The sequence below is a fragment of the Aquimarina sp. TRL1 genome (assembly GCF_013365535.1).
In the GTDB taxonomy this organism is placed as follows: domain Bacteria; phylum Bacteroidota; class Bacteroidia; order Flavobacteriales; family Flavobacteriaceae; genus Aquimarina; species Aquimarina hainanensis.
On sequence record NZ_CP053590.1, the window covers coordinates 4,923,501 to 4,942,864 of the forward strand.

At 34.6% G+C, this 19,364-nt stretch carries 17 protein-coding genes and 2 tRNA genes; 8 read left to right on the forward strand and 11 right to left on the reverse strand.

The window, feature by feature from the left end; all coding sequences use genetic code 11:
- Positions 1 to 128: 128 nt before the first annotated feature.
- Positions 129 to 1,319, forward strand: coding sequence for a DegT/DnrJ/EryC1/StrS aminotransferase family protein (locus HN014_RS20290; RefSeq protein WP_176030660.1), 1,191 nt, complete (start codon positions 129 to 131; stop codon positions 1,317 to 1,319).
- A 36-nt stretch (positions 1,320 to 1,355) separates the two neighbouring features.
- Here HN014_RS20290 and ribB read toward each other — a convergent pair whose 3' ends face one another.
- From ribB to HN014_RS20335, 9 genes are all read right to left on the reverse strand, one after another.
- Positions 1,356 to 2,507, reverse strand: coding sequence for a 3,4-dihydroxy-2-butanone-4-phosphate synthase (gene ribB, locus HN014_RS20295; RefSeq protein WP_176030661.1), 1,152 nt, complete (start codon positions 2,505 to 2,507; stop codon positions 1,356 to 1,358).
- A 47-nt stretch (positions 2,508 to 2,554) separates the two neighbouring features.
- On the reverse strand, positions 2,555 to 3,994 hold the full coding sequence (locus tag HN014_RS20300) for an LptF/LptG family permease (RefSeq protein ID WP_176030662.1): 1,440 nt from the start codon (positions 3,992 to 3,994) through the stop codon (positions 2,555 to 2,557).
- Positions 3,995 to 4,002: 8 nt separating this feature from the next.
- The gene (locus tag HN014_RS20305) at positions 4,003 to 4,638 is read right to left on the reverse strand and encodes an outer membrane lipoprotein carrier protein LolA (protein ID WP_176030663.1); all 636 of its coding nucleotides are present in this window, start codon (positions 4,636 to 4,638) and stop codon (positions 4,003 to 4,005) included.
- 45 nt (positions 4,639 to 4,683) lie between these two features.
- Entirely contained in the window at positions 4,684 to 7,128 is a 2,445-nt protein-coding gene (locus HN014_RS20310) for a DNA translocase FtsK (protein ID WP_176030664.1), read from the reverse strand.
- 65 nt (positions 7,129 to 7,193) lie between these two features.
- On the reverse strand, positions 7,194 to 7,562 hold the full coding sequence (locus tag HN014_RS20315; RefSeq protein WP_176030665.1) for a diacylglycerol kinase: 369 nt from the start codon (positions 7,560 to 7,562) through the stop codon (positions 7,194 to 7,196).
- 6 nt (positions 7,563 to 7,568) lie between these two features.
- Positions 7,569 to 8,069 (reverse strand): thiol peroxidase, encoded by a 501-nt coding sequence (gene tpx / locus HN014_RS20320; protein ID WP_176030666.1) that lies wholly within the window; start codon positions 8,067 to 8,069, stop codon positions 7,569 to 7,571.
- 176 nt (positions 8,070 to 8,245) lie between these two features.
- Positions 8,246 to 8,503 carry a hypothetical protein gene (locus tag HN014_RS20325; RefSeq protein ID WP_176030667.1) on the reverse strand — a complete coding sequence of 86 codons (258 nt, stop codon included), beginning with the start codon at positions 8,501 to 8,503 and terminating at the stop codon, positions 8,246 to 8,248.
- Positions 8,484 to 8,798 carry a co-chaperone YbbN gene (locus HN014_RS20330; protein WP_176030668.1) on the reverse strand — a complete coding sequence of 105 codons (315 nt, stop codon included), beginning with the start codon at positions 8,796 to 8,798 and terminating at the stop codon, positions 8,484 to 8,486. Before HN014_RS20330 ends, HN014_RS20325 begins: the two co-directional genes overlap by 20 nt.
- A 66-nt stretch (positions 8,799 to 8,864) precedes the next feature.
- The gene (locus HN014_RS20335) at positions 8,865 to 9,503 is read right to left on the reverse strand and encodes a peroxiredoxin (RefSeq protein WP_176030669.1); all 639 of its coding nucleotides are present in this window, start codon (positions 9,501 to 9,503) and stop codon (positions 8,865 to 8,867) included.
- Between the two features lie 267 nt (positions 9,504 to 9,770).
- On the opposite strand from HN014_RS20335, the gene HN014_RS20340 reads away from it, so the two are divergent.
- The 5 genes from HN014_RS20340 (at position 9,771) to HN014_RS20360 (ending at position 14,769) form a co-directional block, all read left to right on the forward strand.
- Positions 9,771 to 12,011, forward strand: coding sequence for a response regulator (locus tag HN014_RS20340; RefSeq protein WP_176030670.1), 2,241 nt, complete (start codon positions 9,771 to 9,773; stop codon positions 12,009 to 12,011).
- An 84-nt stretch (positions 12,012 to 12,095) separates the two neighbouring features.
- Positions 12,096 to 13,280 carry a PLP-dependent aspartate aminotransferase family protein gene (locus HN014_RS20345; RefSeq protein ID WP_176030671.1) on the forward strand — a complete coding sequence of 395 codons (1,185 nt, stop codon included), beginning with the start codon at positions 12,096 to 12,098 and terminating at the stop codon, positions 13,278 to 13,280.
- Positions 13,277 to 13,993 (forward strand): bacillithiol biosynthesis deacetylase BshB1, encoded by a 717-nt coding sequence (gene bshB1, locus HN014_RS20350; RefSeq protein ID WP_176030672.1) that lies wholly within the window; start codon positions 13,277 to 13,279, stop codon positions 13,991 to 13,993. Before HN014_RS20345 ends, bshB1 begins: the two co-directional genes overlap by 4 nt.
- A gap of 58 nt (positions 13,994 to 14,051) precedes the next feature.
- A tRNA-His gene (locus tag HN014_RS20355) sits at positions 14,052 to 14,127 on the forward strand.
- A gap of 309 nt (positions 14,128 to 14,436) precedes the next feature.
- The gene (locus tag HN014_RS20360; RefSeq protein ID WP_176030673.1) at positions 14,437 to 14,769 is read left to right on the forward strand and encodes a hypothetical protein; all 333 of its coding nucleotides are present in this window, start codon (positions 14,437 to 14,439) and stop codon (positions 14,767 to 14,769) included.
- A gap of 91 nt (positions 14,770 to 14,860) precedes the next feature.
- Here the strand turns inward: HN014_RS20360 and HN014_RS20365 are convergent, their stop codons facing one another.
- A complete protein-coding gene (locus HN014_RS20365; RefSeq protein ID WP_176030674.1) occupies positions 14,861 to 15,889 on the reverse strand; it encodes a M28 family metallopeptidase in 1,029 nt (342 codons plus the stop codon).
- A 146-nt stretch (positions 15,890 to 16,035) separates the two neighbouring features.
- On the opposite strand from HN014_RS20365, the gene HN014_RS20370 reads away from it, so the two are divergent.
- Positions 16,036 to 16,120, forward strand: a tRNA-Ser gene (locus HN014_RS20370).
- Positions 16,121 to 16,264: 144 nt separating this feature from the next.
- On the opposite strand, the gene HN014_RS20375 is transcribed toward HN014_RS20370, so the two are convergent.
- Positions 16,265 to 16,780: a GNAT family N-acetyltransferase gene (locus HN014_RS20375; RefSeq protein ID WP_176030675.1), complete on the reverse strand. Its 516-nt coding sequence runs from the start codon at positions 16,778 to 16,780 to the stop codon at positions 16,265 to 16,267.
- Between the two features lie 718 nt (positions 16,781 to 17,498).
- Between HN014_RS20375 and HN014_RS20380 the strand changes: the two genes are divergently transcribed.
- Complete coding sequence (locus HN014_RS20380) at positions 17,499 to 19,301, forward strand: M61 family metallopeptidase (protein ID WP_176030676.1); 1,803 nt, start codon at positions 17,499 to 17,501, stop codon at positions 19,299 to 19,301.
- Positions 19,302 to 19,364: the final 63 nt, after the last annotated feature.

Genomic DNA, 19,364 nt, shown 5'->3' on the forward strand with positions numbered 1-19,364 from the left:
AATAATAAAAACTCTTTTCAATATTTTTGTTGAAAAGAGTTTTTTTCTTTTTAGGAAGAACTGCTTTATAATAAACACAAAAAGAATATTCTTAAAAAAATAGAGTTTACAAATTAAAACAACAATACATGCCAGGATTTGAGTTATTTGGTAACGAAGAAAGAAAAGAGGTTCAAGACGTCTTAGACAACGGAGTATTAATGCGTTATGGATTTGATCCTATGAGAAATGGGCATCATAAAGCATTAGAGCTAGAACAGGATCTAGCTGCTAAAATGAAAGTAAAACACGCTCAGGTAGTTTCCAGTGGAACTGCCGCTCTAACAGTAGCACTTGCTTCTGCAGGTATTGGATATGGAGATGAAGTGATCATGCCTACCTTTACTTTTGTAGCTAGTTTTGAAGCTATTTTAGCTACCGGAGCAATTCCTGTTTTATGTGATATTGACGATACACTTACGTTAAACCCTGCCGCAGTAGAAGCTGCTATTACTTCAAAAACAAAAGCAGTAATGCCTGTACATATGTGTGGTTCTATGGCTGATTTAGCTTCCTTAAAACACATCTGTGACAAACACCAATTACTATTGCTGGAAGATGCTTGTCAGGCTATTGGAGGTTTCTATGCAGGAAAGCCTTTGGGAAGCTATGGAGATCTGGGTTGTTTCTCTTTTGATTTTGTCAAAACCATTACCTGCGGGGAAGGAGGAGCTGTCATCACTAATAATGACACCTATGCTGATCATGCGCATAAATATCACGATCACGGACACGATCATATTGGTAATGACCGAGGAGCAGAATCCCATCCTTTTTTAGGATACAACTACCGTATTTCAGAACTTAATGCCGCTGTTGGAATTGCACAGTTGAGAAAGCTTGATCATACAATCTCTCTACAGCAGAAGAATTATTCGATCCTCCGCTCTGCCCTGGCAACAATCCCGGAAGTATCATTCAGAAGCGTTCCTGATACCGGTGTGGAAAGCTATGCATTTTTAAGCTTCTTCTTACCAGATGAGAACATCGCCAGAAAGGCTCATAAAACACTTGGTGAACACGGTGTAGATGCTTGTTTTTATTGGTATGACAACAATTGGCATTATTACAAAAAATGGGAACATTTGTTAACTCCCTCTTCTCTTATAAAATATGCTGATGATATTGTCTCTGGACTGCAAAGAAATAACAAAGCATTCCCAGCAAGTGATGCCTGGATGGGAAGAACCATATCTTGCCTTATAAAAGTAGGGTGGTCAGAAAATGAAGTAAAAGAAAGGGCTTCTAAAATGGTAGAAGCCCTTGCAAGTATCTTATAATAATACTATAATCATATAAATATGTAGGGTATTATATTAATATCCTACATATTCTGTTATTTCTAATCCATACCCTATCATTCCTACGCGTTTTTGCTGTTCACTGTTAGAAACCAATCGTAGTTTATGAATATTGAGATCGTGTAAGATCTGAGCCCCAATTCCAAAATCTTTACTATCCATCGTCATTTTTGGTGCTTTGACAACTTCTTTCCCTGTCTGCAATTCTTTTAATCCTGCCAAACGTTTTAACAGGTTAAAGGATTGACTCTCCTGATTGATAAAAATGATTGCTCCTTTTCCTTCGTCATTAATTCTCTTGAACATTGCTGCCAGACGATCATCAGCATTATGGGTTAGCGTCCCCAAAATATCATTATTAAACAAGGTAGAATTAATTCTGGTCAGGATCGGTTCATCTTCTTTCCAGCTTCCTTTAGTCAGTGCAATATGTACCTGACTGTTGGTTGTTTGCTGATAAGCTCTTAACCTAAAGGCTCCAAATCGCGTCTGAATATCAAAGTCTTCTTTTTTCTCGATCAATGAATCATGTTGCATTCTATAGGCTACCAGGTCTTCTATAGAAATTAGTTTCAGGTCAAACTTTTTGGCCACTTCCACCAATTGAGGTAATCGCGCCATTGTACCATCTTCATTTAATATTTCTACTAAAATCCCTGCTGGATTTAGCCCTGCTAAACGTGCTAAATCAACTGCGGCTTCAGTATGCCCCGTTCTTCTCAATACGCCTCCATTTTTAGCTCTCAACGGAAAAATATGCCCTGGTCTACCTAGGTCACTAGGTTTTGTGCTTTCATCAACTAGAGATTTGATTGTCTTAGCTCTATCATGAACGGAAATTCCGGTAGTACATCCATGACCTTTTAGATCGACAGAAACTGTAAACTGTGTTTCATGAAGTACTGTATTATGCTGAACCATCATCTGCAAATCTAACTCATCACATCGATCATCTGTAAGCGGAGCACATATCAATCCTCTTCCATGAGTCGCCATGAAATTGATCATTTCCGGAGTTACTTTTTCTGCAGCTGCTATAAAATCACCTTCATTTTCTCTATCTTCATCATCTACCACTATAATAACCTTTCCTTTGCGAATATCATCTATTGCTTCTTGTATAGTATTCAGTTTGATATCCGCTTTAGTTTCGGTAATTTTTGACATGTTTTAAATCTTAATTTATTTAATCGCAAAGATATTCAAAAAGAATCCTATTTCTTCTTTTTAGAGAATCGTTTTACGAAGAAATTTCTTATTGGAACGGTTATAAAGTCAAAATTAAAAAAGCCTCTATCTCTCGTTGCTCTGTAGGTAAGGAAAATACTAAGAGGAAAGACAACAAAGGTAGCCAGCCAGGATCCTAAAAATGGAGGAATTCCGTCTTCTTCTGCCCCATTTTTAGCAAAAATCCCTATAAAGTGATACACTAAAAACAATACAACTCCTACTACTATCGGGAGCCCTAATCCTCCTTTTCTTATAATTGCTCCTAACGGGGCCCCTACAAAAAACAATAAGACACAAGCAATCCCCAATGCATATTTATCGTGCAATGACATTTCGTACTTATTTAAGGCTCTCTTTTTGAACGTAAGACTCTTCTTGGATGACGTAATTTTTCTAAGGACCACATCAACACTGGATATTGCATTATTACTTATTTCTACTTTCTGTCGTGCTGTAAAATATTTTTCGAGGTTCAGGGTATCATTTGATGCCTGAAGTGTATCGATCTTAATATTTTTGTTTAGCCCTTCTGCCCCTATTATCACATCTACTTCAGTGTGTAGTGACTTTCTTTTCAGGTTATAAGTAGATGATATTGTATCAATCTCTTCTTTTAACTCTGCAACATTGAGCATATTATGCCCTTTACTATATTGCTGAGCATCCATATCAACATTTCCTAATTCTGACAAATCGATATTTAATACATACTGCTTGAAGTGTGTCTTTACAAACGGGAGTTTCTTTTTTGAGTTTGGCTTATTCTCCTGTATATCTTCATAATAGTTACCATCCTTAAGTACCAAAGTAATCAAATCCGAATCTTTGCTCCCCTGCAACTCTCCCTCTACCGCTTTTATCACGGTATAATTACCCGGTCTGACGGATTTTTTATGAATGATCACATCTGTCAGAAACTGGTCATTATCTCCATGTTTATCAGAAACCCGTATATTAATATCCCCCAAATCATTAAATTGATTCGGGGTAATAACCATTGCTGGTTTTACTTTTACAATATTTTTTCTCAGATTGATAAACCTCTTTTCTGATTCTGGTATAATCGTATTGGAAAACCAAAAAGCTCCTAAACCAACAAGGATCATAAACCCTGTAAGCATTCTCATAGCCCGCTGCAATGAAATTCCCGAAGACTTCATAGCAGCAAATTCATAGTTCTCTGAAAAATTCCCAAAAACCATAATAGAAGTCAAAAGAATGGTTAATGGTAATACCATAGGAATTAACCTAGGAGTCGCGAAAGTCAGGAACTTCATAATTACTGAAAAGTCTAAATCTTTTCCCGCCAACTCTGATATGAATAACCAGATGGTTTGCAACAAAAGAATAAACATTATAATTATAAAAAGCGGAAAAAACGTCTTTAAAAAAGACGTTAAAATATATCTATCAATTATTTTCAATGATGTAACTAGTCTAAATGGTTGATATAGTAATTTTCATACTTTGTTTTGTCAAAAGTAAATAATGTTTTTGATAAGGGCTGATTGGTTTTAAAACTATTTACTGTAAAAGTTACATTTGTCCCATTATTTTGTACCTGAATCAATTTGTAAATATTTTTTGTTTGCTTATCAACTCCTAATAAAATCTCTTTTAAATCACTTTTAGAATCAATCGGCACCAACTTTACAAACTGAATTTTTCTTCCGTTAACATTCTGTACAATATCCATTTTATAGGTAAACCCTTCTTCATAAAAAGTCAACATCTTTGATGGAGTAATACTATTGTCATCGTCTTCACTATATGATGAGATATTAATTTCTTCATCTTCCGGGCTAATTACATGTAACTTCTTCCCATCAAATAATTGTTTAACCCCCATAAGGTTTAAAATATACTTCTCTCCTTCTAGCGTAACATCTCCTCTAGTTTCCTGTGATACATTTTCTTTTGGGTTATTAATTGCATACTTGAATCCTATAACAATATTATTATAACTTTTTACTTTTGCAGAGACTTCGTTTAAAAAGTCTTTGGCACTTTGTGCTTGCATGGTTGTAAATCCAGTTGTAATAAATAGTACTAATAATAGCTTTTTCATTTTATGCTTATGGTATTGTATATTAATTATATTCTTTTTTTACGATCAACCTTCTTCATCCAGAAGTTTCTGAAGGGCTGTCAAATCCGGAACTAAAACTTGTCTTGCTTTACTTCCTTCAAATGGTCCTACAATTCCTGCTGCTTCTAATTGATCTATTAATCTTCCTGCCCGGTTATATCCTAATTTCAACTTTCTCTGTAATAAAGAGGCTGAACCTTGCTGTGCAGTAACGATAACTTCTGCTGCTTCGGCAAACAATTTATCCCGGTCACTTACACTTATATCAATACTCGTGCCACTTTCTTCACCTACATATTCAGGTAGCAAATGTGCATCTGGATATGCTTTTTGGCCTCCGATATATTCAGTAATACGTTCTACTTCTGGGGTATCCACAAAAGCACATTGAATCCTAACCAAGTCATTTCCTTGGGTATACAACATATCCCCTCTACCTATCAGTTGGTCTGCTCCTCCTGAGTCTAAAATAGTTCTCGAGTCAATCTTGGAGGTTACTCTAAATGCTATTCTGGCAGGGAAGTTTGCTTTGATCATCCCCGTAATCACGTTTACAGAAGGTCGTTGAGTAGCAATAATTAAGTGAATTCCTATTGCCCTGGCTAATTGTGCTAATCTGGCAATGGGAGTTTCTACTTCTTTTCCTGCTGTCATGATTAAGTCTGCAAACTCATCAATAACCAATACTATATATGGTAAAAACTTATGCCCGTTTTCTGGATTTAGTTTTCTGGCTATAAATTTTGCATTGTATTCTTTAATATTTCGAACCATTGCTGATTTTAGCAAATCATACCTGGCATCCATCTCAATACACAATGAATTCAGCGTATTTATAACCTTCGTATTATCGGTTATAATTGCTTCTTCCGTATCTGGTAATTTTGCTAAAAAGTGTCTTTCTATTTTATTGAACAACGTAAGTTCTACTTTCTTTGGGTCCACTAATACAAACTTGACTTCTGCCGGATGTTTTTTATACAACAACGATGTCAAGATAGCATTAAGACCAACGGATTTACCTTGCCCGGTAGCTCCTGCCATAAGTAAATGAGGCATTTTTGCCAGATCCACAACAAAGGTTTCATTCGAAATTGTTTTACCTAATGATAGTGGCAGCTCCATCTCGGCATTCTGGAATTTAGAAGAAGAAATTGCAGAGCGCATAGATACAATGGTCGATTTCTTATTAGGAACTTCAATTCCAATAGTTCCTTTTCCCGGAATCGGGGCAATAATACGAATCCCCAGTGCTGCCAGAGACAATGCTATATCATCCTCCAGGTTTTTAATCTTAGAAATTCTAATTCCTGCTTCTGGTACAATTTCGTATAAAGTTACCGTAGGACCAACTGTAGCTTTGATCTGAGCAATTTCGATTTTGTAGTTCTTTAATGTCTCTACAATTCTGTTTTTATTTTCTTCTAACTCTCCCTGATCTATCGTAATTCCTCCTAGTTGGCTTGTATAGTCTTTGAGCAAATCAATAGTAGGAAACCTATAATTACCTAATTCTAATTTTGGATCAAACTCTCCAAAATCCTGAACCAGTTTTTCGCTCAGACTTTCTACAACCTCTTCTTCTTCTACAACAGTTTCCACTTCCATTGCAATGTCCTCAGGATCTGTTTCTGATTTTATGACAATTTTATCAGTTTCATTTTTTGGTTCTTTTTGCTCAACAGCAGTATCTACAGCCATAGAAATAGTGGTGTCTGCTACAGGAACATAACTTGCCTCTACTTCCAATTCTGTGTTTTTGGTAGCTGTTATATCGTTTTTTTCTGTAATCTCGGGAGTTTCTTCTACGACCGGTTGAATTTCTTCCGCTACAGCTGTATTTTCAGTCTTTTTGCGAGGTTGTTTCTTTTCTAAATTCTTTAGTGAAACAGCAATTTTCTCTGGAGTATATTGCAATCTTACTACGATATAGACTATGGCAAGAAAAGCGAGTACCAATACCGTACCTATAAAACCGATATAGTCTCTCAAAAAATCATTAATTTCGTATCCGATTACCCCTGCTAATAGCCCGTTTTCTTTTTCTATAAAACCGAATACAACAGCAATCCACAGCATCACCAATATCCCCCAGAACCAAAATCCCGCCAATTTTTTTCTATTCAAATCAAAAAAGAGATAAACTCCGGACAGCGATATTAAGACTGGTAAGATTAATGCAGATATTCCAAAACCTTTGAAAATAAAAAAGTGACTAACTGATGCCCCGAATTTACTGAGCCAGTTTTTTACTTCTGCTTCTCTGTTCCCGAATTGAGATATTTCACTTTGGTCTATTTTCCAATTATAGAAGAAAGATATAAAAGCAAAAAACAAACCTATTCCTAAAAAAAACAGAAAACTTCCCAAAACAACTTTTTGCTGTCTTGAGAAGGTTAACTTTTCTTTTAGTGTGGTCTTAGACCCTTTTGTGCTTTTTCTTTTAGTGGTTGTCTTTTTTTTAGCCATTTATTGATGTCTTATCGCAAAAATACGAATATCTATAAAGGAACGTAAAAAAGCTAAAAAAATTTCTATAACAAATACGGGAGGTAAATAATACCACCAATAATAACCGCTGTAACTGCTGCAATAAACACTGCTCCTGCAGCTACATCTTTAATAAATCCTATTTTATCATGGTAATCAGGATGGACAAAATCTGCAATAGCTTCTGCTGCAGTATTAAGCCCTTCAACACTCATTATTAGACCAATGGCAAAAGTTTGTAATATCCATTCGGTAGCGGTAATTTCAAAATAAAATCCCGCTATTGTCATTACAACACCTATACCTGCCTGAACCTGAATACTAGGTTCTGTTTTTAATAACAGTAAGGCTCCTTTTACAGCATATTTGGTTCCCCGTAAACGTCCTTGAATAAATTTGGTAATATTACCCATATAATTTTATGACAGTACTTCTAAAGCGGCCGCGTAATTTGGTTCTTCTGTGATTTCAGCCACTTGCTCTGTATACATAACCGTACCTTCTTCATTTAGCACGACTACAGCTCTGGAATGTAACCCTTGTAAAGGACCATCTACGATCTCTACCCCGTAATCTTTTCCAAATTTCCCATCTTTAAAATCAGAATGGTTTACGACATTCTCTAATCCTTCTGCTCCACAAAACCTAGCTTGTGCAAAAGGCAGATCTCTGGATACACAAAGAACTTTGGTATTTTCTAGATTATTTGCTTCTTTATTAAATGCTCTTACAGATGCTGCACAGGTTCCTGTATCAACAGAAGGGAAGATATTAAGTACAACTCTCGACCCTTTATAGTCAGAAAGTTTTGTCACTGATAAATCAGCATTTATCAGTTCGAAATCCGGTGCTTGTGTGTTTCTTTCTGGTAGTACTCCAGAAGTGTGAATCGTGTCTCCTTTTAGTGTAATTGAAGCCATGTTGTTATTGTTTTAATTTTTAGATATAAAATTAATAAGATTATGCATTTTATCTACATAAAATCTTATAAAAAGCAGAACGATTTTATTTTGTAATTCGTATAAAACAATAATGTATCATATATAAAGATATAGTATGATACATTTCATGTTCCTATCCAGTAGGTATTTTATACTTAGGTATCTATAGATCCTAAGACACGTTTCATAAAAGTATTTAACGCTTCTTTTTTAGGAGTTCCTTCTTTGATCATTTTATCCACTTCCAGGGCTCCGTACATATTAGATATTAACTCTCCTATAACATCTAATTCTTCATCCTTTAAGGAAGGGACTTCTGTTAATGCCTCCAGTGTTTCTATCGTTTCTACTAAAAAATCTTCGTCATTTTCCTCAATAAAATTAGTGAGGTGCTTAATTACTGGTAACTTCATTTACTAATTCTTTTAGAACATCATATTTATTTGTCTGTACTTGATTTACAAAATCTCCTCCTTTAAACACGGCAAAAGTTGGTAGGTTATTTACTGTAGCCATTTTTCTGGACTCTGGAAATTTTTCTGCATCGACAATTACAAATGCTGCTCCTTCTACTTCTGTCGATAATTTTTTGAACTTTGGCTTCATAATTCTACAATTACCACACCATGTCGCAGAGTACTGTACTACAACTGTATCATTGGCACCTACTACGTCTGCTAAATTATCTTCCTTTAATTCTTCTATCATAATTCTTTTTTTTTGTTATTTTTTTGACTTTCCGGGACTCTTGAGAACCCCGGAAAGTTTTTTTTATTAGTGAGAAGCTAAGTAAGAAGCTACACCGTCTCTATTTGCAGACATTGCATCTTTTCCTTCTTCCCAGTTTGCAGGACATACTTCTCCGTTTTTCTGTACGTGAGCGTATGCATCTATCAAACGTAAAAATTCTGCTACATTTCTTCCTACCGGCATGTGATTTACTCCTTCGTGGAATACAGTTCCTTCTTCATCAATAAGGTAAGTTGCTCTATAAGTAACATTATCTCCTTCTACCAATACTGCTCCTGTTTCTTCATTATATGTCTCATTAGTGATGTCTAATATCCCTAATGTACTAGCCAGGTTTCTATTAGAATCTGCTAAAATTGGATATGTTACACCTTCGATACCTCCATTATCTTTAGAAGTATTCAACCAAGCAAAGTGTACTTCTGGAGTATCACAAGACGCTCCTATTACTACTGTGTTTCTTTTTTCGAATTCTCCTAGCGCCTCTTGAAAAGCATGTAGTTCTGTTGGACATACAAAAGTGAAATCCTTTGGATACCAGAAAAGCAATACTTTTTTGTTATTCTTTCTTGCTTCTTCTAAAACATTAATCTTAAAAGTATCGCCCATATCGTTCATTGCATCTACTTCAAGATTTGGAAATTTTTTGCCTACAATTGCCATTTTCTGTTTTTTTTTAATGTTTGTATTAATATTTTTTTCGATCACAAATATACAGCTGAATTATGGCTTCAAACAACGAAACAATTTTTATTTTTTATGTACTGATAGTTTTTCCTAATAAACAACTTTATTAACCCCAAAAACCTACGCAAAAACCTCTTTTCTTACAAAAACATAGATAAATTGCACATTAATTACGACGATTTACACTTTGTTACATCAATTTTTGTATTTTCGCTTAACTAGTTTACTTGAAAACCGCATAAGTTGAAAAACTTTTTTACGTACATCATTACTATTTTTCTTGTTTGTCATCTACAAAACTCTAGAGCTCAAAACTCATTGAGTGCTGATAGCATTCATTTGTATATCAAAAAAGCTGAAAAATTACAGGATCAATACAAATACGATGAATCGCTGGAAATTGCCAAAATTGCATTACAAAATGCGGCTTTTAATGACGATTCTAAAAGTAAGGGACTCATTCATACGATTATTGCCAAAAACTATGAAATCAATGAAGATGACCACGAGGCTAAATCCAATTACCTAAAAGCACTTACTTACTCTCAAATTTCAAAAAACAAACCTTTAGAAACAGATCTGTACAACAATCTGGCTCGTTTATACTCAAAGGATAAAAACACCTATCAGAAAGGAATTCATTATTACAATCAATCCTATAAATTTGCTGTACGACTTAATGATACGTCTAGGATGATCCGTCCTTTACTGAATCTCAGTAGCTTATACATTAATCGCAAAGCATATAACAAGGCATATAATTATCTATCTCCTGCCAAAAAGCTTATCGGAAATCACACCTCCAGTCTGGATCAGGTACGATTACATGTGTTATTAGGAAAATATTATATCAGTACAGAACGCTACGAAAAAGCAGAAAAATACTTAAAGGAAGCCATCTTTCATTCCAAAAGAGAAGCTAGTATCAATGATAAGAGTAAAAACAATGAACTTACTTCTAATTTCTATCAACAGCTAGCGACTGCTTACAAAGCAAAATCAATGCTGTATTATATTCAGCGAGATTTCAAATCTGCATATGACTACCAACAGGAATATGTAGACAACCTCTTAAAGGCAATTAACCTAAAAAATATTATAGAACTACAAAAAGCAAATGTAAAATATCAGGTAGGACAATATAAAGAACAAATCAAACAAGCAGATGAGGACAAAGCAGAACGTGCTTCTCAGGTTATAAAATGGCGAATCATTATTGCACTGGGAACTATCCTTATTCTCATATCAATGGCTTTTTTATTAAGCGCCTACAAAAATAACACACAAAAAAGAAAGCTAAATAACGACCTTCTTGAGAAAAACAAAGAACTACTAATTGCAAAAGAAGCTGCCGAGCAAGTCTCTACCTTAAAATCACAATTCATCTCTACCGTAAGCCATGAATTGAGAACTCCCCTCTATGGAGTTATCGGATTAACTTCGCTATTAATGGAAAACCCGGAAGAGAAAAAAAGAAATGAATACTTAGAGTCTTTAAAATTCTCTGGAGATTATTTATTGGCATTAATTAACGATGTACTACAACTGAGTAAAATAGAAACTAATGAAGTTAAGCTGGAGAAAGTTTCATTTGATTTACGATCGCTTATAGAAGGAATCGTAAATTCTTTGCACACCAAACAAAAAAGCAACAACAATACTGCATTAATCGATATTGATCCTAAAATCAACAGTACATTATTAGGAGACTCTGTAAGACTATCTCAAATTTTAATCAACCTTATCGGGAATGCATTAAAGTTCACAAAAGATGGAAATATCTGGGTCAAAGTACAATGCCTGGAATATAAAAATAATGTCTATAAACTTCGTTTTACAGTAAAAGACAATGGTATTGGTATTCCAAAAAGCAAACAAAAAACTATCTTTGATAATTTTGCCCAGGTCAAAAACCAAAATCTGGAATACGAAGGAACGGGGCTGGGACTTGCTATTGTCAAAAAATTAATCCAATTACACGATAGTGAAATTCATATTATCAGTGAAGAGGGTGTCGGATCTGAATTTTATTTTGATTTAACTTACGAAAAGGCAATTAAAGCTCATGAAATAGCACTAAAAACCGGAGAAGCTATTAGTATTGGCACTTCTAATTTTTATGTTCTTATTGTCGATGATAACAAAATCAATCAAATTGTCACTCAGAACATCCTGAAAAAGAAGGGGTATACCTGTGATGTAGCCAGCAATGGAATGGATGCCATAGAAAAATTAAGAAGTGAAAAATTCGATCTTGTCTTAATGGACATCAATATGCCGGAAATGAACGGATTAGACGCTACAAAAATAATTCGGGAATTTAACCCTAATATTCCTGTAATTGCCCTCACAGCAGTTGAAGAAGGGGAAGTGAGAAATCAGGCATTATCTGTCGGAATGAATGATGTCATCATAAAACCATATGACACCCAACAATTTTTCCAGACAATCATGAAAAACATAAGTAAGATGAAGCTTATGTAAGCGTATCATTTTCGATTTCTTTTATGAAATTCGTCTTTATACCTTTTTAGTAGTAATTTAGAGCATATTTTTAGCTCGTATTATATGGACTCAACTAAGAAAGGATTTAACACAGTCTGCACCCATTGGGGACAACTTGAAGACTCCCAGTTCAATGGTGCCATCTCTCCTATTTACCTATCTACTTCATATGCTTTTGAAGAAGTAGAAACAAAGAGGTATCCAAGATATTTTAACACTCCTAATCAAGAAGCATTAAGTAAAAAAATTGCCCGATTAGAGAATGGAGAAAGCGCATTGATTTTCGGGAGTGGAATGGCAGCAATAAGCACTACTCTTCTCGCCTTTTTACAAAAAGGAGATCACATTATTTTACAACAAACACTATATGGAGGAACTGCTAATCTCGTAAAAAAGGAGTTTCATAGATATGGAATCGAATATACATTCGTCAATGTGGATCATATTGATCTCCTCGAAAAAGAAATACGCCCCAATACCAAGGTTATATATATAGAAACACCTTCTAACCCTTTGTTAACCATTACAGATATTACTGCTGTCACATCGATTGCAAAAAAACATCGTATCACCACAATGATTGACAATACATTTGCCTCTCCTGTCAATCAAACCCCGATCGATCTTGGAGTTGACATTGTCATTCACTCTGCAACAAAATATCTGGGAGGTCATAGTGATATTCTGGCAGGGGCTGTTGTATCTACAAAAGAAAACATCAACACGATCTTCCAATTAGGAATCAATCTTGGTGGTAGTTTAAGTGATTTTACCGTCTGGATGTTAGAACGAAGTATAAAAACACTTGGCCTTCGAGTAAAACAACAGAATAAAAATGCAAAACAAGTCGCAAAATGGCTTCATAAAAATGAAGATGTCAAAACCATCTATTACCCTGGACTAAAAACACACCCAAATCATCATATTGCTAAAAAACAAATGAAGGGATATGGCGGTATGGTATCCTTTGAGCTACAGAACTACATTTGTCCTGCTCTTTTTCAGAAAAACCTGCAATTAATAAAAAGCTCCATGAGTCTTGCCGGAGTAGAAAGTACCATTTTATCACCAGCAGTAACCTCACATGCTTTATTATCACCAGAAGAAAGACTACAACAAGGAATTACAGACAATTTATTACGACTAAGTATTGGAATCGAAAATAAAAAAGATATAATCGCAGATATACAACAAGCCATTAACGAAACTAAAAAAGAACTAGTAAAGACTAAAAAAATAAGTGAATGAAATTAGATATTCTCGCTATAGGAGCGCATCCTGACGATGTGGAATTAAGTTGTGCCGGAACTATTGCCAAAGAAATTAGTAATGGAAAAAAAGTAGGAATTTTAGACCTTACCAGAGGAGAATTAGGAACCAGAGGAACCCCAGAAATACGAGATCAGGAAGCCAGAAATGCAGCTGATATACTAGGAGTCTCTGTTCGTGAAAATCTTGGTTTTAGAGATGGTTTTTTCATCAATGACGAATTTCATCAGTTAGAAATTATTAAAATCATTAGAAAATACCAGCCGGAAATTGTTTTATGTAATGCGGTAACAGACCGGCATATTGATCATGGTAAAGGAAGTAAACTTACCAGTGATGCTTGCTTTTTATCTGGATTGAGAAGAATCGAGACTCAGATAAATGGTAATGCTCAGCAAGCATGGAGACCAAAACATGTGTATCACTATATCCAGTGGAAGAACATAGAACCTGACTTTGTTGTTGATGTCAGTGATCATATGGATACTAAAATAAAAAGTGTAATGGCATACGCCTCTCAGTTTTATGATCCGTCAAGTAAAGAGCCGTCCACACCTATTTCGAATAAGAATTTTAAAGACAGTATTTCGTACCGGGCAGCCGATCTTGGTCGTATTATTGGCGTATCATATGCAGAAGGCTTCACTGTAGAACGCTATGTAGCAGTGGATTCTATTTTTAACCTAATTTAATTCATTTTTTCCTTTGCTAATACGATAAAAGGCATTATATTTGCCCCCGAATTAAAACGGTGGTTGTAGCTCAGTTGGTTAGAGCGCCTGATTGTGGTTCAGGAGGTCGTCGGTTCGAGACCGATCTTCCACCCGTATTAAAAGCCCTGCAATAGCAGGGCTTTATTTTTTTAAGTATTTTCCTACCGCTGTTTTTGATATGGTTCCAATAAAACAAACCATAAATTATCATGTATCATTTACAACAGACCTCTAACACAAAAGCATCAACATAAGCTACATTTTATTCCTGAAATGCCGGGAGGAAATTATCAACCCGAAGGATACACATCCTTTTTAATCCCTTGAAATACATTTCAACAAACTTATTCGTCACTTCACTTGCCATTTATGCCGTTTTAATTACTTATTCCCAATACACCCACAACAAAATAGTAAGTTCGGTGAAAGATTACGAAATGAATAACCTGGATCAACAAATTAGACAAATAACTCCTTACGGAGAAGATATTTTCCTTACTTTATTAGAAAATTACGGCTACAAGCCTAATCAATCAGAAAAATACGAGTACAAAGACATCATTATAACGAATCTATTAATAAAAGCGTTTAAACAATACTCTTTTCAATTCCCTAATCAATTATCCGACGAAGAGAAAGTGGCTATATTTAAAGATCGTTTCTTAAAATGGCAAAAAAAAAAAAAAACATATCAGCATTTAGAAACGGGCGCTCGCTCAAAACATCATAAAATAATCAATCATATAAGAATATAATTACATTAATCATTTCTAACGAAAAACATTTTTAGAAAAAAAGCGACATGAAATTCATATCGCTTTTTTTATTATCGTTATCAAATATTTCTTACTCTGTTACCCCATCAACAACCAACCGCTCTGCTCTATTAGCAACTTCCCAAGTTGTATAAAAAATCAACTTAGTCCTTTTAGCTAATAAGTCATAATCGATTTTTTCCGGGGTATCTGTAGGCTTGTGATAATCTTCATGCACTCCATTAAAATAAAAAATAATAGGAATATTATGCTTTGCAAAATTATAATGATCACTTCTGTAGTAAAAACGATTTGGATCATCCTTATCATTATATGTATAATCCAAATCTAATTGGGTATACTTTTCATTCATTGCTTCACTCACTTTATGGAGATCCGTACTCAAACGGTCACTTCCAATCAAATAAATATAATTACTTTTTCCTTCTTCCCTATGATTAGGATCAATTCTCCCGATCATATCTATATTCAGATTAGTTACTGTATTAGCTAAAGGAAAAACAGGGTTTTCTGTATAAAATTTGGAACCGTATAATCCTTTTTCTTCTCCTGTAACATGTAAAAATAGAATAGAACGCTTAGGACCAAACCCATCTTTTTTTGCTTTCTCAAATGCTTCTGCTATCTCTAGTATACTAACAGTACCAGAACCATCATCATCTGCTCCATTATATATATTACCATCTTTGTCCACACCTACATGATCATAGTGAGCAGACAGCACTATAATTTCTTCAGGTTTTTCTGTGCCTTCTATGAACGCCAGTACATTTTCTGATGATTTTATTCCTCCCCTAAAATAGCTGTCTGGTATTTCCTGATAATAGTCATCCCCTCCCATAGGAGATACTATTCCCATCCTCTTGTATTGTTTTTTCAGATATTCTGCTGCTTTTTTCTGCCCTGGCTCTCCCGTATCTCTTCCTTCATAACTATCTCCTGCAAACGTATATAAATACTCCTTCAGTTCTTTGGAAGAAATCGTTGCTGCATAAGTTGAGGCATTTCCTTTATCGGTACTTGTAGTATTTTTTGTTTTTTTAGTGCACGCACAAGAATAGATAAGGGAAACCCCTAATACTATTAAAACTTTTTTCATGTATTAAGTGTAAATTAAATATGACGCAATATACTCATTTAGACCTATATGAATACGTGAATATTTTCACAAAAGAAAAAAAGGTGATTTTTTTTCAAAAAAAGTTTTTTCTAACTGAAAAAAGGTCTTATATTTGCACCCGCAACGGAGAAATGGCAGAGTGGTCGAATGCGGCAGTCTTGAAAACTGTTGAGGGTCACACCTCCGGGGGTTCGAATCCCTCTTTCTCCGCAAGGTCAACAAAACCTCAGTTTTTACTGAGGTTTTGTTTTTTTTATCTTCTTTTTATTTTTATTCCAATTCTAAAAAAAGAACCCCAGGTACACTCTTACTCTACACAAAAATATATCTCATCTATATACCCTTTCTGAAAAATCAATTAGAAAACAAATACAATTCTTCTGTTTCATTAGGAAGTGTCAAGACTCCTATTTGTTCCAATCCTATTTTTTTTAATAGCTTCTGCGAGCCAACATTATCTTTCTTCGTAATTGCCCGGATTTTAGTCAATGCAAAACGATTTTCAGCTATTTCTTTCAATTTACTGACTGATTCATATGCATACCCCTTCCCTTCATATTCTGGCAACAAAGAAAAACCAATATCAATCCCTTCAACTCCTTCTCTATCATACAAACCACAACAACCAATTTTTGCGCCATCAGACTTCCTGATAACAGTGTAATTAGAATACCCTAATCGCTCCAACTGAGATCGCATTCTTTTTTTTATGTATACCTCTGCCTCTTCTATTGTTTTAATATTCCTATCACCGATATACTTTATTGATTTGGGAGTGTTAAATAGAGCTAACACAAACGAACAATCCTCTACCGATGTCGGTCTTACAATTAACCTTTCTGTTTCAAAAGTTACATACACTTCTTCCATAATAATTAATATTGGTTTCCAAACAATTTATCTTTTTAAAAAATCAAATCACAAAACACAGTGTTTCAACATGCTTCCCCTGTGGTTTAACCACAAAATTAACATGATTTTCAAAAATATATAGTATAGTAGATAAGAACTATCAGATTATCTGTACTTTTACGGCTTTCATAAAAAATAGTATCGCAATGTTGTTGTCAGTTAAGACAGGTACAAAAATAAAATCTCCTCCCTTATTACCTCTTCATCTATATGTATAATGAAAGGATACTGGAGTTACATTACAGCAATTATAACTATCGTAATTGTTATCAGCTTTATCTCACTGTATATAGGAACAGCCCAGAAAGCCCAAAACTATATCTTTTTCTCTAAGATAGGCATTCTTATTACTTTTATAACGTTTTCTATTTGCATTTTATATTCCGTTTTTAAGCACTATAAACAACCATACACTACTATTGTTTTCATGCTTATTTTCTCCATCATCAGTTGTACTCTTTTATTCCTTTTATGTAAAGTTCTTATAGCATTTCTTTAACAAATACTCCCTTTGCTTAATTTATACTTACAATCTTTGCGCAGTTAAGAGTTTATCGTATTTTTGACTTCCTTAGAAAAAGGCTTTTTTATAACACGTTCTTAATTTTTTAAGAAATAATTATTCATCACATAATAACTAAATAGATACTAAGTTTATTTATAAAAATCATCTTTAATGAAATACCTAAGAATCTTTTTTTTATTGCTTGTTTTTCAAACAGGGATCGCTCAGGTAAGAAACGAGTATAAAATATCTTTTGATAATGCTGCTCATCATGAAGCATTAATAGAAGCCACTTTTACCAATTTAGAAAGCGGAACCATATCGCTAAGGATGAGTAGAACATCTCCCGGACGTTATGCACTGCACGAATTTTCTAAAAATGTTTATGATGTAAAAATTACTGACAGTAAAGGAAAGAGCGTAATGGTCACTCGTCCAAATCCACATCAATGGGATGTTTCCGGACATGACGGGACAATACTCCTATCATACCGCTTATTTGCAGACAGAGCTGACGGAACATATTCTCAGGTAAACGATTCATATGCATTATTGAATATCCCTGCTACTTTTATGTATATCCCTACATTAAAAGAGAGACCGGTACAACTTACTGTTGTTGTTAAACCTGGACATAACTGGAAAATATCTACTCAACTGATCCCATTAGGAGGAAATAGTTATCTAGCCCCTAACCTTCAGTATTTTATGGATAGTCCGATCTTGACAGGAAATCATATTGTCAAAGAGTTCAAAGTCCCATCCAGAGGTACTGAATATACTATAAAACTGGCTTTACAACATCAAGGAACAGAAGAAGAAGCTGATCAGTATTTCGAGCAAATCAAGAAAATTGTAGAACAAGAAAAAGCAGTCTTTGGAGACTTCCCTAATTTTGATTATGGAGAATATACTTTTCTTGCTTGTTACATGCCTATTTCTTCGCGAGATGGAATGGAGCACAGAAACTCTACAGTACTAACCAGCACTAAGAGTCTTGCTGAGGGAGGTATGAAAGGTAATATCGGAACTGTTTCTCACGAGTTTTTTCACGCGTGGAATGTAGAACGAATCCGCCCGCAATCCTTAGAACCGTTTGACTTTGAAAAAGCGAATATGTCTGGAGAACTTTGGTTTGCAGAAGGATTTACCAGTTATTACACAAACCTTATCCTGTGTCGTGCTGGAATTCTAACTCAGGAAGAGTATATAAACAGCCTTAATAAAACTTATAATTACGTATGGAACTCTCCAGGCAGGAATTTTTTCAACCCTATAGAAATGAGTCAACAAGCTCCCTTGGTTGATGCTGCAACTTCCGTTGACCCTGTCAACAGATCCAATACCTTTATATCATATTACTCATACGGCAGCATGTTAGGGCTCGCATTAGACCTTTCTCTAAGAAGTCATAAAGAAGGATTAAACCTAGATGACTATATGAAATTATTATGGGCTAAATATGGCAAAAATGAAACTCCTTATACTACAGAAAATTTACTTTTTACACTTCGTGAATATGCAGGAGAATCTTTTGCTGATAATTTCTTTAAAAGTTACATATACAATAGTCATGCTCCTGATTTTAAGAAACTGCTTGCTACGGTTGCGATTTACTTAAAAACAGATGTCAAAACACCTTATTTTGGAGCTAGAATCACCTTTGATAAAAATGATTTTGCGACAATTGCAGATTACACTCGAATAGGTACTCCTGCTTATGATGCCAGACTTGAAAAAGGCGATATCATTTTATCGATAAATAATGCTACTTTTTCTACTCCAGAACAGTTTGATGAAGTACTAAAAAAGCACAAACCTGGAAAAAGAATTACAGTAACCTACAGAAGGCTTGGAGAAGAAAGAAAAACAATTCTGAGATTAGCCACTAATCCTACTGTTACCCTTACTCCTTATTCTAAACCAAGTGAAAAAGCATTGCTACAACGAGAGAACTGGTTAAAGGCAAAATAAAAAATACCAATAAAAAAATCCCTTTTGTGAAGTGCAAAAGGGATTTTTTTATTGATACTATTT